Consider the following 14,166-nt stretch of genomic DNA (forward strand, 5'->3'; position numbering starts at 1 on the left):
TGTTAGCATTGATATCGGCAACTGGAATTATGACATCGTTTATGGTGATGTTCATTACCTGAGAATCAACTGATCCATAACCATCACTTACGTTGAATTCAACGTAGTAGGTTCCTGCATCACTGAGATCAGTTATCCACAAACCTTCACCAGTACTGGTGTTGAAAGTATCGAACAGGGCACTATTGTTGCAGCCAAATACCGGTGTATCGCTATCTGCATCCGTGAAGTTGATGTCAAAGGTAACATTTTCCCCTTCACTGACCGTAATGTCAGTTACATTGAGAATGCTGACTGCATTGTTAGAAACCTGAACGTTGTCACTGGCTCCTAGTGAAATTGTGGAATCAGTGGCGTTGTATGCATAGACTGTGATGTTGGACCAGGCATGAGCAGAAAGTACGGTATGATTGAAACTGTTTGTCGTACCGTTCTGCCAGTTCCCGTTGTAGCTTACGTTATAGGAATCGCTCACATCTCCAGTTCCTGCACTCCAGCTATGGCTCACCCAGAAATTGCCGGTGGTGTTTGTGAAACTTTCAGGTGTTCCCGGTATGAAAAGGGATTGAACTATAAAGTTTTTCGCTATTGAGGTCTGTCCGTCCGGGTTGATTACATACAGTGACCAGTCACCGGCAATAGCCTGTGTCAGATCGAATGTAGTGTTAATCGTAGTATAAGTGATACTGTTAATTGTTCCATTTATCGGAGTTTGACCAGCCATTGTCAGGTTTACAAATACAGTATCTGTGATGTTAAAGCTACATCCTGTGACGTTCAGCCAGAATGATGTACTGCCGTCAGTGTTGTTGATACCACTACTTGACGATATGGACTCTACGTATGGAATCGGTGCTGGCATATCCTGATACTGGAAGAACGGAAGGGTATAGCCATCTATTATTTTCCATACAAAACCCGAATTATCGGCTGTTGTGATATTATTGCCACTTTCATTCCAGTAAAGACCTGAGTTTCCTGAAACGAATGCGAAACTGGTGAAGTTGGCAAAGGAAGAGGTAGTTCCAGCACCAGCAACCGGAACGCCGGAATAATAACTGTTGCTCACAGTGCCAGCATTAGACCCGACAAGACCGCCGACATGCGTACCACCTGTGGCACTACCAGTGGCAAAACTATTTGCCACAATTCCGGAACTATACCCAACAAGACCACCGACATAATTACCACTACCAGTAACATTACCAGTGGCATAACTGTTGGCCACTGTGGTGTCGCTGCCAGTATTATACCCGACAAGACCGCCGACTTTATCGCTTCCATCAACATTACCAGTGGCATAACTGTTGCTCACAATGCCAACATTATTCCACCCGACAAGACCGCCGACATACAGAATACCAATAACATTGCCAGTGGCATAACTGTTGCTCACAGTTCCCTCGCTATACCCGACAAGACCACCAACATAATTATTACCACTGCCAGTAACATTGCCAGTAGCATAACTGTTGGTCACTGTGCCACTATTCCACCCGACAACACCACCGACACGATCATAACCTGTGACACTTCCAGTGGTATAACTGTTGGTTACTGTGCCGCCATCATTAAATCCGACAAGACCGCCGACATAATCACCAGTTGTTGAAATAACACCATCTGAGCTTATTTCTACTCCAAGGTCATGGATGTTAGCACCGGTATTTGTATAGCCAAAGAATCCGACCTTGTCTCCAGTCTGATAAATGGTCAGGTTCTGAATGACAAATCCGCTTCCGTTAAAGTTACCTGTGAACTTTGTGCCGTCATTACCAATCGGAGTGTGATTGCCTACAAGTGTGATGTCCTGTGTCAGTGTGAAGTTACTGCCCCAATCAGCAGAAGTTGCTGACAGGTCATCAATGTCGCTGTCAGTTGAGAGCAGATAAGGATCAGCTTCTGTACCACTGCCACCGGAGTAAATCAAGGCTGAAATTGTAAAGTTTTTCGCTATTGAGGTCTGTCCGTCCGGGTTGATGACGTACAGTGACCAGTCACCTGCAATAGCCTGTGTTAGATCGAATGTAGTGTTGATAGTAGTATATGTGATATTGTTAATTGTTCCATTTATCGGAGTTTGACCAGCCATTGTCAGGTTTACAAAGACAGTATCTGTGATGTTAAAGCTACATCCTGTGACGTTGAGCAGGAATGATGTACTTCCGGCACTGTTGTTGATACCACTATTCACCGATATGGACTCCACGTATGGAATCGGTGCAGGCATATCCTGATACTGGAAGTACGGCAGAGTGTAATCTTCCACCATCTTCCATACAAAGCCAGAGTCATCGGCTGTTGTGATATTATTGCCACTTTCATTCCAGTAAAGACCTGAGTTTCCTGAAACGAATGCGAAACTGGTGAAGTTGGCATATGAGGTTAAAGTACCAAGACTATTCGTATACGAACCCGTACTGGAATAATAACTGTTGGTCACAGTGCCACCGTTGTTAACCCCAACAAGACCGCCGACAGAAGGACTACTAGTAACACTACCAGTGGCAAAACTGTTGCTCACAGTGCCATAATTATACCCGACAAGACCGCCAACATAATTAGTGCTATCGGTAACATTACCAGTGGCATAACTGTTGTTCACAATGCCACGATTTAACCCGACAAGACCGCCGACATAAAGACTACCACTTACATCACCAGTGGCATAACTGTTGCTCACAGTATCATCATCACCACTATACCCAACAAGACCGCCGACAGAATTACCACCACTAACATTGCCAGTGGCATAACTGTTGCTCACATTGCCGGAATTATACCCGACAAGACCGCCAACATCAGTAGCGCTACCGGTAACATTACCCGTAGCATAACTGTTGTTCACAGTGCCGCCATAATTATACCCGACAAGACCGCCGACACGATTATTGCCAGTAACACCTTCTGAACTTATTTCTACTCCAATATCATGGATGTTAGCACCAGAACCTATAGAGCCAAAGAATCCGGCATAATCTCCAGCCTGATAAACGGTCAGGTTCTTTACTGCGAATCCGCTTCCACTAAAGTTACCTGTGAACTTTGTGTTGATATTACCAATTGGAGTGTGATTGCCCACAAGTGTGATGTCTTGTGTCAGTATGAAGTTATATTGATTGCCCCAATATCCAGAGCTTGCTGACAGAGTATCAATGTCGCTGTCAGACGAGAGTTGATAAGGGTTTCCAATCGTACCGTTGCCGCCGGAGAAAGTGGCGGCTGATGCAGGTATGCTGAGAGATAAACAAAGCATCAGCAAAATTGATATTTTTAGGATGCTGTGCTTGAATTTTGATGTGTGAATATTGCTTTTGTGTGTATGAGAGTTTGTTGATGCTGTTATCATGATCTTGCCTCGGGATTTCATTCAGGCGATGTTTACTGGAATACGATAATATGATCGATTTATCTGGAGACTTTTTTTACCGGGACTGCCTTACCATACTAATATATATACGATATTATATATTGATATATTTAAAACCTTTTAATATTAATCTTGAGAAATCCCATTTTAAGAATAGGCATAGCCCTGACAGGTATGTCGGGATTGCGTACTAATATTTTTGTATTCAGGTTCTATGATATTGTTTAAAAATGTCATTGTCTGATTTGCATTGTGTATTTTCCCTGGCATATTAAAACCAGTAACAATAGATTTAGCAGTATCAATGGGAATGCTTACTTTCAGGAATTAGCTACGTTCCTTCTTTTTCCGCAATGCGTAATCCTGGTTACTTTTGGATGCACTTGTATAGTAAATAACTTTTTATAGAAGAACAAACAATGCAAATATACTTAGAAATGACACCATATCTAAGAGGAAAATCATGGGAAATATGATAAAAACAACATTGTTACTGGCATCCCTTACCGGTTTATTGGTTATCGTCGGTCAGATGATAGGTGGGACGTCAGGAATGATAATTGCATTTATATTCGCGATTATCATGAATTTTGGAACTTACTGGTACAGTGACAAAATTGTCCTGAAAATGTACCATGCTCAGGAAGTCACTTCAACTGAAGCTCCAGAACTTTATGGAATTGTACAGAAACTGGCAATGCGTGCAAACCTGCCAATGCCAAAGGTATATATTGTAAATACCTCCATGCCAAATGCATTTGCAACAGGAAGAGACCCACAGCATGCAGCTGTCGCTGCAACCTCGGGAATACTGGACCTTCTGACAGCAGAAGAGCTTGAAGGCGTACTGGCACATGAAATGGCACACGTAAAGAACCGTGACACACTGATAAGTGCCGTTACTGCAACCATTGCCGGTGTTATCACTATGGTAGCTACATGGGTCAAATGGGCAGCCATATTCGGAGGAATTGGCGGAAGGGACGATAACGGTGCAAACAATATAATCGGTTTCCTTGCACTTGCCATCGTTGCACCGCTGGCAGCAACAATTATACAGCTTGCTATTTCAAGATCAAGAGAATTTGCAGCCGATGAAGAAGGAGCGCGTATCTCCCAGAAACCCTGGGCACTTGCAAGCGCATTGGAGAAACTTGAATACGGAAGTAAAAATTACCGCCAGAGAAGAGGCGATGTACAGCCATCCCAGACCACTGCACATATGTTCATAGTGAACCCATTAAAGGGAAGTGTTCTTATGAACCTGTTCAGGACACACCCTGTAACAGAAGAACGTGTAAGACGTCTTCGTGCAATGTAAGATCAATAACATTTAGAAACTAAAGAGGCTTGTCTGTCCTTGTTCTACGAGGTGGATGACCTCTACACCATTTTCTTCAAGTTTTATAGAAAGATATTCCCTGTGGCACCCTTTCGGACTTTTTTCCGCACACATTAGTACAATTCTACCATCATTTTCATTTACTTTTCGGACATGATCCAGAAGCTTTCTCAGACTGCTCCTAAAAGGATCGGTACTCATATATTCCACATAAGTAGAATCACGCATCCCTCCAACGCCTTCGCAATGGGTGTAAAGTATCCCATGTTTTGGAAACAGCAATTCCAGTGATTCTTTATCGTAATCCTTGAATGTTGATTGCGGATATCTTCTTATGTCCACAAGGTGAGTCACCTCGTTCTCAATGAGCATATCCATGAAATCATCTATCTTACGATTTCCATATCCTATAGTATAGCATTTCATTCTTGACACCATTAATTATGTAATAGGAGAGGCATTATTTCAATTTGAATGTTGCTATGCATAATAATCATTCAGCAAATATTGATTGGACAGGATTGATAATACCATTAGAGCATTGAAATTTCCCCTTTTATCGATAAGAATATCATTGAGAAAGGCTATTTGTCCATGGTATTGCCGTATTACAAGGAAAATTTAATATTGGTTTTGTTTAAACTAGTATAATACCCTTTTAGATGCATATGGGAATGGCGTCTTAAGGAGATCAAATTGTATATCTTATTCAAATTTACAATTAAAGAGGATAAAATGAAAGTATCTGTCAGCACTTCAAAGATCAATGGTGAAGTATTTGCACCGCCGTCTAAAAGTTATACACACCGGGCAATCACCATTGCTGCCCTGTCGGATGAATGCACAATTCACCGGCCTCTTCTATCGGCTGATACACTTGCAACCATACGTGCATGTGAGGCACTGGGAGCAACTATTGAAAAATCCGAAGATCAGCTTCATATCAGGGGAGTTAACGGTAAACCCTTCGTACCTAATAATGTTATTGATGTAGCAAACTCAGGAACCACCCTTCGTTTCATGACAGCTGTTTCTGCACTTACAAACGGAGTAACTGTTCTTACAGGCGACAGCTCCATAAGAGGCAGACCAAACCAGCCCTTACTTGATGTAATGAACAAACTTAGTGTAGAAGCATATTCCACCCGCGGAAATGGATGTGCCCCCCTTGTAGTACGTGGAGGACTTAAAGGTGCAATAACAACCATAGATGGATCAATAAGCTCACAGTTCATTTCCGCACTTCTTATCGCATGTCCTCTGACAACTCAGAGTACAACCCTCTCCATAAAAGGAGAAATGAAGTCAAGACCTTATGTTGATGTCACAATAGAGATCATTGAACAGGCTGGTGCTGAAATACTGGTAGAAGAAGGCAACACTATAAAATTCATAATCCCTGCCAACCAGAAATACAACCTTAAAGATTATACCGTCCCGGGAGACTTCTCATCAGCTTCCTATCTGCTGGCTGCTGCAGCCATGACAGAATCAGAAGTTACCGTTAAGAACCTCTTCCCTTCCAGACAAGGAGATGTAGAGATAATCGATGTCCTTGAACGCATGGGAGCAGAGGTCTCATGGAACAAGGAAAATGGAATTGTAAAAGTCAAAGGTAACGGCCTTAAAGGAACAACATTTGATGCAGGAGCAACACCTGACCTTGTACCTACAATCGCCGTGCTTGCTGCATGTGCTGAAGGTGTTACTGTCATTGAAAATGCAGAACATGTCCGCTATAAAGAGACGGACAGGCTTCATGCCATGGCACTTGAGCTGACCAAGATGGGAATTTCTGTCAAGGAAGAGCCGGACCAGCTAATAATCACCGGCGGAACTCTACATGGTGCAGAACTGCACGGGTGGCATGACCATAGGATCGTAATGGCCCTTACTATTGCAGGTATGGTCGCAGGAGACACAGTAATAGACACAGCAGAGTCAGTGGAAATATCATTCCCCAACTTCTTTGCTGAAATGATCGCTCTTGGAGCACAGATAAATACTCTCAAATAAAAAAGAATAAGGGAAGATAACTTCCCTTTACTTTCCAGAATAAGAACTTTCAGCAGATCTGCTACTAATGGCTTTTTTGCGCATGTAATCCGGAATTACGTCTTTTTCCACGACAAGTTTGGATGTGCCAATTCCAACTACAATAACCTTACTCTCAACAGGTTCTTCACCCTCCCTTACCATAAGGTCTTTTTTGGTGATTTCAATCTCAACCTCATCCTTGGAGTAACCCGCTGATTTCATGTACTCCATTATGATTTTCTTACCGGTGTCGCGGGCAAATTCAAACGCCCCTATATAATCCTGGTAAATTGCTCTGCCTTCCGGAGTGAAAACAAAATAACTGATGACCTCTTTAGTGTTCTTCAACTCCTCATCCGTTACATCTTCACCTGTGATCGGAGCAAAGTCTCTTTTGATAAGTACCTCAACACGTTTGATACCCTTACCTACAAGAGCTCCTACAGCATTACCCACACTGGCATGTTTAGGAACAACTATATTAGCATCAATGAGTTTTTCCATCTCCTCCTTGTAGGCAACTACCGGACCACCCAGTAATACAACCGGAGTTTCTACCTTAAAGCGAGTGTAGTTGTCTCCGGAAAGCATTTGATCGACAACTGCCTGCGGAATTCCGTCAACAAGATAAGAAACAAGATCTGATGCCATGTTCTTTGCAACTTTCTGTTTTACCATGGTAGCGACCTCTTCCTTGCTGACCCTTAGCTGCTTGGCAAGTCTTTCAGCACCTATCATGGAGGCTTCTGTTTCCCATGTTCTGAAATCACCAAGCACATGTAGAGCATCAGTAGGAGTAAAACCAATTGATTGCACCAGACGTTTCTGAATTAAACCATCCAGCCCACGTACACTTGGCTGTTTCTTAAGACGCTGGAAAATATCGACATAGGAAACAGGGACACCCTGGATAACATCAAATATCTCTTCCTCTGTCCTTGATAGTTCAAGTGGCTTCAGGCCTGTGCGCACAAAGAATTTCGTTGGCTGTACATTTTCACAAAGAAGCTTTCTTGAAGGAGACTTAGACTCTTTCAATCTATCAAGGAAACCAGTATATTCAACAGCGGCACGACAAAGAGGGATAACCCTTCTAGGACCAATATAGAACTTTTGATCCTCAACCCATACATGACTGTCACCACCTGTTGCTGATGTTTCCATCCTGATAGCCTTTACCATTGTTTTCCATCCGCCAACAATAGCACCCTGATTACTCAGTTCAGGAACACCGTTCCTGATAAGGGCAACGTCCGTACTGGTACCTCCTACATCCACCATTGCACAGGTATCATACTTTGTAAGGAAGGCTGCGCCCACAAGACTTGCAGCAGGTCCGGAAAATATCGATTCAATCGGACGCTCCAGTGCCTCATCCATACCCACAACAGAGCCATCACATTTAAGCATAAGAAGGTTTGCATCAATTCCCCTGGATTTGATGTCAGTCATAATAGACTGAATGAATTTATGTGTGATTGGCAAAAGCTGGGCATTAAGATATGCAGTAATAGCTCTGTCATATGCACCTACTTCCTGGGAAAGTTCATGTCCGCAAACCACAGGAAGCCCTGTAAGCTCACGGATTATCTGCTTGACACGAAGTTCATGTTCAGAATTACGATTACTGAAAAAAGAAGACACAGAGAATGCCGCAACATGGTCTTTTACCTCAAGGGCAAATTGTTTGACCCCATCCTCATCAAGAGGCGCAGCTTCTTCACCGTTACTGGTATGGCCACCACTGAGTCTCACATAGTAATTTGCAGGGAAGCCTTCTTTAGGAATCACATAATCGCCAACCAGAATGACACCTACCGGGAAACCTGTATCCTCAAGTATGGTATTTGTAGAAAGAGTGGTCGAAACCGAAACCAGTTTTACGTCTTTCACATAATCAGGATTCAACGAGTCTATTACTTTTTTAATCCCGCCAATTGGATCTGGATAAGTTGTAAGCACTTTAGTGGCATCAAGTATTACTCCATCAGAGTCACGGATAATAACACCGTCTGTAAAAGTTCCTCCGGCATCAATGCCCAGACTGTATTGCATTTTGGTTCACTCCTTTAAAATAAAAATCATATTTAATAATTTGTAGTGTAAAATTGAATGGTTTTGCAATATTTAAGCATTACCACGCAATGCAGAAAGAAACAGTAGGTAAACAGAAAACAGAGCAAAAACTGAATCAAAGTAAGAAAATAACCAAAAAAGAATAAGTAGTAGGCATAAAGCCTACACTTGTTTTAAAATTATTTTGCTGGAATGATGAGTGATCTCTCACCAGCAGGCTCGAACTCTCTGAGAGCTCCTCTGGCAAACTCCTTCCTTGGCTTTGTAAAGTCAAATGGCAAGAGCTTGTCCGCGAAGCAGACCTTGATGAGTGGATTGACTGCGTATGCGTCGCCACGTCCAGCGTGTGCAGCAGAAGTGATAGCTGCGTATCCGCCCTGGTGACCTACGTTCATTGCGTAGTTTGGATAGTTTGGTCCACGCAGTTCAAGAGCCAGACCTTCGTCGGACTGGTATGAGAGTACATTTGTAGCACCACACTGATCCTGCAGGTCGTATCCGAAGAAACCGAGTCTTCCGAGTGCTTCCTTGTGCAGGTACATACAGAGGTACCAGCCTGACAGACCAGCGTTTCCGTTTCCTGTTGCCAGGGATACAGCGGAACCAGCTGCTGCTGAAAGACTTGTTGCTCTCTGTGATCCACCAAAGTGGTCTTCAAGGGTTGTTGGGTACTTCTCGTAGTTCTCAAGACCATAGATTGTGGACTCTGTTGCGATGTCCTTTACTACATCAAGAGTTGCCTTTACCTTGTTGTCTGTACCCTTGTTTGCTGCACCATCGTACTTGTCGTTGATGTAGTCAACGTTGTAGTAGAGGTTGTCATCAAGGATGTTGTTACAGTATGCTGCTGTTGCGTACTGAGTGAAACCTACACCACCGGACATGTATGAACCGAGCCAGATCTGGTCGTAAAGCATACATCCTGCACCGACTACTTCAAGAGCTACGTGTGCTGGGTCGTCTGCATCTACACGGCTTGTCTGTACGATATCTGCGAGGTGACCGAATGGAATTCCTCCAGGCTCGTTTGGTGCACGTGCACGTCTTGCTGGAAGCATTTCACCCATCTGGATAACACCAGCGTGCTTTGCTGCGTATGAAAGGTCAGCTACTGCTGCTTCACCAGCACACATGCTGTATGCTGAAATGAATGACATACCGACCTGCATAGCCATCCACCTGCTTGTCTGACCACCGTCTGTGGTTCTGCTGACAATTGTTGGAATGTGTGCTGCCTGCCAGGAGGTCTTGCCGATAGCTGCTTTGAGCTGCTCTGCCTGCTCTGCTGGGAATTCCTTGTTGATGTCAATAAGGAACTGCTTGTCGATCTCATCTGCAAGTTCATCGTCACCGGTGAAGATCTTACAGTAACAGTCATCCACAAGTGCTGGGTGTGTCTCAACCATGTGTTCCTGAACGACTGCTCCACCAGGAAGTGCGTGGTTCAGTGTCTCAAGGTAGTGGTTGATTGTTTCTGGTGTGACTTCGATACCGAGTCTCTTCTCGAGGGTCTCGTGTGCCATGTCCATACCGACAATTACGGTCCTTCTGATGTCATCCCACATCTGCTGCATTGCAGCGTTGTTGACGTAGTGAAGATCATCGATCTCGACCATATCATCTGTTCCTGAAAGGAAGGATGGTGTAAGTGCTCTCTGACCGAGTGGGATACCACCACAGTGCATCATAGGGTTGTAACCGACAAGTCCCCTCTTATCTGCGAGTTCTTTTCCAGCCTTTTTCATCTCTAATTTTCTAGGATTCTGATCGACACCAAGTCTGTAATATGTTACAGTCTTGTCTGTGATGTCTCCGCCTTCCATCTTGTTAGTACCATGCTCTTTTGTGTACTTGAGTTCCATGTGTTTTGCAAACATCTTCTGTTTGTCATTTGCCATTATCATCACCTCAGTTTTCCGGCTTGAAACCATAAATGGTTCTCTTATCAAATACCCTGTGTACCCATTCAATGACTTCAGCATCGTCTCTGAATGCAACGTTGTCAACACGGTATATAGTTGTTCTCTTTGCTGCCTCTTCTGCAGACATTGGCTTTCCAAGGTTGACCTTCTTGTCGATAGGTCTTCCTACCTGATCCTTGTGCATTATGATTACATCGCCTTCTTTTCTGCACCTGTCAAGCATGTCGAACATTACTCCATCTTCAGGAAGCCTGAGTGAGTGACCGTGTACTGTTGCACCTCTAAGACTTGCGAGTGCTGGGCAGGTCATTTCAGTTTCCATCTGGAACTTTGCGAGCTCTTCCATGTCTCTTTCACGAGCTTCAACGACCTGACGACCGGAAAGTGTACCTGGGTCGACACCTCTGAAGTTGATTGCTGCTGCGTAGGACCTGAAGTATGGGGTGGATGGTGCATTGTACATTGAGTCAACAAACTGTACGTACCTTACCCTGTCACCAGCTTTTGCACCTGGTGTTGGTTCTACCATTTCTCTGACTGAGCATTCTGGCTCGCCCATCTCTGCAAGTGGTGGGTGTGTGCTTGGGTAGTCGCTACCTGGTGCACGGTGTCCAAGAATGAGTGTCAGATCATCGTCGGAGATATCTCTTATTTTCTCCACTTTACCTGACATGTGTTTTCTTCTATTTTCAGCAACGGATGTTGCTCCTGGATAATATTGTGGTTCATATGCCATAATTATTCACTCCTAATTCTCTAATGATCTCATTGTGGTTTTCACAGCTTTCACGAGTTCGTTCAGTTTTTCCCTTGAACATGATTCCCCTCGTGTAACTCCTGTCACAATTTCCATAACCCTTCCCTTTGCTAAAATATCACTATCAATAGGTTTAACAAGTCGTGTCTTTACTCCTGCCCTTGCAAAATCCTCGAAATCAACGAGGGCCTGACAAACAACTACTGCAGGAATTTCAGCTTCTTCAAGAATTGCCTTTACTTTCCTTACCACATGGTCCCTGATGTTCCCTGTGTGGATAACAGCAACTTTGTGTCTGTTTATCTGTGCTATCTCTTCAGGACTTATTCCAAAAGAGCCGGAACCCACGTTGGTATCCGGAACACCTGAACCGGTGTTAAGCACAAGCACACTTACCTGGATTTCCTCACGGCGCATGCCATATGTGAGTTCACAGACTGGTTTTGTGATATGTCTTCTTCCGGGACTCATTGCAACTGCAATCACATCAGGCCTGCCAGTTTCGGAAAGAGTACCTCGCTGTGCGAGTCCTCCACCTCTGCCAAGACCCATCCCGTGTCTGCAATCTACAACTTGTGTTTCCCGGTCAAACATATTATCACTATTCCATGTCGTCAGGTTTAAGGATACATACTGGCTGGTCTTTCAGTTTGCCTTTAGGATCAGTCATTCCAATCATCATAGGATCAGCGCCAGGTCCGCGTTTTGCATAATCGCTGACAGTCTGTCTCCTTGGAATGAAATTACCCTCTCTAAACTCAAAGGGTACTGAAAGAACATTCTCACAAACTTCCCTGACCTGCTCTTTTACATCTACGTCCACAACTTCCATACGGATGCTGCCAACATACACGGCAAGTTCTATTGCCTGACCTGCAACCTCGATTACAGTGTTCCCAGGATGGTTCACAGGCAGTCCTGTGGCAGGTCCGTAAGGAACGGTCTGGGGAAGTCTTGGGCCATGAACAAACAGCCTTATGATTCCCTCAAGATCAGTGATCTCACGGAGTAAATTCTGGGCTGTTTCGGGCTTTAGCAACCTTGAAGGAAATATTTCAAGCTGCACATAGTTTGCGTCTGAAAGCGTATCGGACATTATTGTTACCTTTATGATTATCTGTGAATTTTAAGGAGGGTGTGTGTCTTAGAGTGCACCTGCCACTGCCTTGATTGGCTCCTTGAACTCTGGAATGGATCCAAATACGTTACCAACAAGTGAGGATGTCTTCTCTACTGTGGACATCTGTGTTCCAGCATCAAGTGAAACTGCTGCACATACACAAGGAATTGCGAAACCTCTGGAGTGCCTGGTTACAACGTGGTTACCGTTGAAGATACCTGGTCCGCCACCACCATAGATGGAGTGACTGAAGAATGAGAAACCTACTGCAGTACCCTGTGCTCTACCCATGTCACAACCTGGAAGACCTGTTTCCTTCTCAATCATATCGTTGAAGTAGAGGATTGTTGAGGATACGTTCTGAGCTGCCCTTCCAGCACCACAGTTTACCATGGTTGCTGCAAGCTGACCTGCTGCTGCACATGCATTCCACATGGAAACATCGTTTGCCTTGTAGTAGTTGTAGCCGGATGGTGCTGTCTTGTCAACTGAGATGACACCTGCTTCAAGAGCTCTGTCAACTGTGGACTGAATAACAGTACCGATTGTACCGCTCTTACCGTTCTCCTTCACGATGTCGTAAACGTAGTTGCCTGCGTTAAGACCCTGATATGCAAGACCGAGTAACTGGTGTCTCTCGAATGGTCCTACAGCATTACCCATCTCGTACATACCTACCTGCTCGAAGATGGATGAGAGTGCTGCTGCATTCATTGCCTTCTTACCGGTAATTGCTGCTACATGGTTTGTTGTGATGTTCCTCAGGGAGTAACCAAGACCTTCGTTGTTCTGTGGAATGCTGAGAATGGATGCGATGTTTGCGCCTTTCATGTCCATTGTCTGTGGGTAGCTTCCCCATACAGCAGACTTTACGATTGGTGCATCGAACATGTCAGTGTTGAACATGTCAATGATTGTCTGAACTACTGCTGCACCGGTTACGGTACTTGCGGATACGTAGTCAGCACCGATCTGTGTCCTGATGCTTGGGATCTGGACAATCAGCTGCTTTCCGCCACCAAGTTCCTTTACATTGGTGTCGTCGTCTTCGGTAACGCTTACGAGCTTTGTTACTGCGTCCATGATTGCACTTGAATTACCTACAATATCGTAGTCAAGTTCCCTACCAAGGATTTGCTTTTTTGCTCCACCCATAGCGCCTGTCTTCAATGATTTTTCGATTCCTGCGAGGTTTACAGCAACTGTCCTCTTAGTATCTTTGATGATATTTTGAATCGCTGCGTTCCTTGTTGGCGCAATATCTAAAAGATCAACGCCACTTTCCAACAGTTTGCCTCTGTCGTCGTAAATGTCTATTTTATCAGACACGTATATTTTCCTCCTATGTTTCTATTCAGAAATCACCCATTTAATGGAAACGTACAGATTAGCGAATGAAAGTCAATTACTCTGTACCACACAGTAATTTCTGTACGAAAAGATTCCATCGGGATTCTCGGAATTATTAAGCAACAATGACGTTTAAACCTTTTGCATCGTTTTGAGACAATTTCGCAATCATCAAACGCAAGCAAATTTAAT

General features: G+C 44.0%; 10 protein-coding genes. 2 read left to right on the forward strand and 8 right to left on the reverse strand.

What is annotated here, in order from left to right:
• Positions 1–3,349: GLUG motif-containing protein (locus QZZ23_RS10695; RefSeq protein ID WP_292469885.1), on the reverse strand; the 3,349-nt coding region annotated here is incomplete at its 3' end.
• Positions 3,350–3,833: 484 nt separating this feature from the next.
• On the opposite strand from QZZ23_RS10695, the gene htpX reads away from it, so the two are divergent.
• Positions 3,834–4,691, forward strand: coding sequence for a zinc metalloprotease HtpX (gene htpX, locus QZZ23_RS10700; RefSeq protein WP_292469887.1), 858 nt, complete (start codon positions 3,834–3,836; stop codon positions 4,689–4,691).
• A 12-nt stretch (positions 4,692–4,703) separates the two neighbouring features.
• Here the strand turns inward: htpX and QZZ23_RS10705 are convergent, their stop codons facing one another.
• Positions 4,704–5,138 carry a DUF488 family protein gene (locus QZZ23_RS10705; protein WP_292469889.1) on the reverse strand — a complete coding sequence of 145 codons (435 nt, stop codon included), beginning with the start codon at positions 5,136–5,138 and terminating at the stop codon, positions 4,704–4,706.
• 309 nt (positions 5,139–5,447) lie between these two features.
• Between QZZ23_RS10705 and aroA the strand changes: the two genes are divergently transcribed.
• Entirely contained in the window at positions 5,448–6,728 is a 1,281-nt protein-coding gene (gene aroA / locus QZZ23_RS10710) for a 3-phosphoshikimate 1-carboxyvinyltransferase (protein ID WP_292469891.1), read from the forward strand.
• 27 nt (positions 6,729–6,755) lie between these two features.
• Here aroA and QZZ23_RS10715 read toward each other — a convergent pair whose 3' ends face one another.
• The 6 genes from QZZ23_RS10715 to mcrB form a co-directional block, all read right to left on the reverse strand.
• Positions 6,756–8,804, reverse strand: coding sequence for a hydantoinase/oxoprolinase family protein (locus tag QZZ23_RS10715; protein WP_292469894.1), 2,049 nt, complete (start codon positions 8,802–8,804; stop codon positions 6,756–6,758).
• Between the two features lie 200 nt (positions 8,805–9,004).
• Positions 9,005–10,723, reverse strand: a complete 1,719-nt coding sequence (gene mcrA / locus QZZ23_RS10720; protein ID WP_292469896.1) for a coenzyme-B sulfoethylthiotransferase subunit alpha — start codon at positions 10,721–10,723, stop codon at positions 9,005–9,007.
• A gap of 10 nt (positions 10,724–10,733) precedes the next feature.
• Positions 10,734–11,483 carry a coenzyme-B sulfoethylthiotransferase subunit gamma gene (gene mcrG / locus QZZ23_RS10725; RefSeq protein ID WP_292469899.1) on the reverse strand — a complete coding sequence of 250 codons (750 nt, stop codon included), beginning with the start codon at positions 11,481–11,483 and terminating at the stop codon, positions 10,734–10,736.
• 12 nt (positions 11,484–11,495) lie between these two features.
• Positions 11,496–12,098 carry a methyl-coenzyme M reductase I operon protein C gene (mcrC, locus tag QZZ23_RS10730; RefSeq protein ID WP_292469901.1) on the reverse strand — a complete coding sequence of 201 codons (603 nt, stop codon included), beginning with the start codon at positions 12,096–12,098 and terminating at the stop codon, positions 11,496–11,498.
• Between the two features lie 7 nt (positions 12,099–12,105).
• A complete protein-coding gene (mcrD, locus tag QZZ23_RS10735) occupies positions 12,106–12,600 on the reverse strand; it encodes a methyl-coenzyme M reductase operon protein D (RefSeq protein WP_292469903.1) in 495 nt (164 codons plus the stop codon).
• 48 nt (positions 12,601–12,648) lie between these two features.
• Positions 12,649–13,953 (reverse strand): coenzyme-B sulfoethylthiotransferase subunit beta, encoded by a 1,305-nt coding sequence (gene mcrB, locus QZZ23_RS10740; protein WP_292469906.1) that lies wholly within the window; start codon positions 13,951–13,953, stop codon positions 12,649–12,651.
• Positions 13,954–14,166 lie beyond the last annotated feature (213 nt).

Origin of the sequence: Methanolobus sp., from assembly GCF_016278385.1 — an archaeon.
GTDB lineage: Archaea > Halobacteriota > Methanosarcinia > Methanosarcinales > Methanosarcinaceae > Methanolobus.

Bases quoted from the DNA above. Each gene is read 5' to 3' on its own strand.
- htpX (WP_292469887.1), top strand. From the start codon at position 3,834: ATGGGAAATATGATAAAAACAACATTGTTACTGGCATCCCTTACCGGT.
- QZZ23_RS10705 (WP_292469889.1), bottom strand. From the start codon at position 5,138: ATGAAATGCTATACTATAGGATATGGAAATCGTAAGATAGATGATTTC.
- aroA (WP_292469891.1), top strand. From the start codon at position 5,448: ATGAAAGTATCTGTCAGCACTTCAAAGATCAATGGTGAAGTATTTGCA.
- QZZ23_RS10715 (WP_292469894.1), bottom strand. From the start codon at position 8,804: ATGCAATACAGTCTGGGCATTGATGCCGGAGGAACTTTTACAGACGGT.
- mcrA (WP_292469896.1), bottom strand. From the start codon at position 10,723: ATGGCAAATGACAAACAGAAGATGTTTGCAAAACACATGGAACTCAAG.
- mcrG (WP_292469899.1), bottom strand. From the start codon at position 11,483: ATGGCATATGAACCACAATATTATCCAGGAGCAACATCCGTTGCTGAA.
- mcrC (WP_292469901.1), bottom strand. From the start codon at position 12,098: ATGTTTGACCGGGAAACACAAGTTGTAGATTGCAGACACGGGATGGGT.
- mcrD (WP_292469903.1), bottom strand. From the start codon at position 12,600: ATGTCCGATACGCTTTCAGACGCAAACTATGTGCAGCTTGAAATATTT.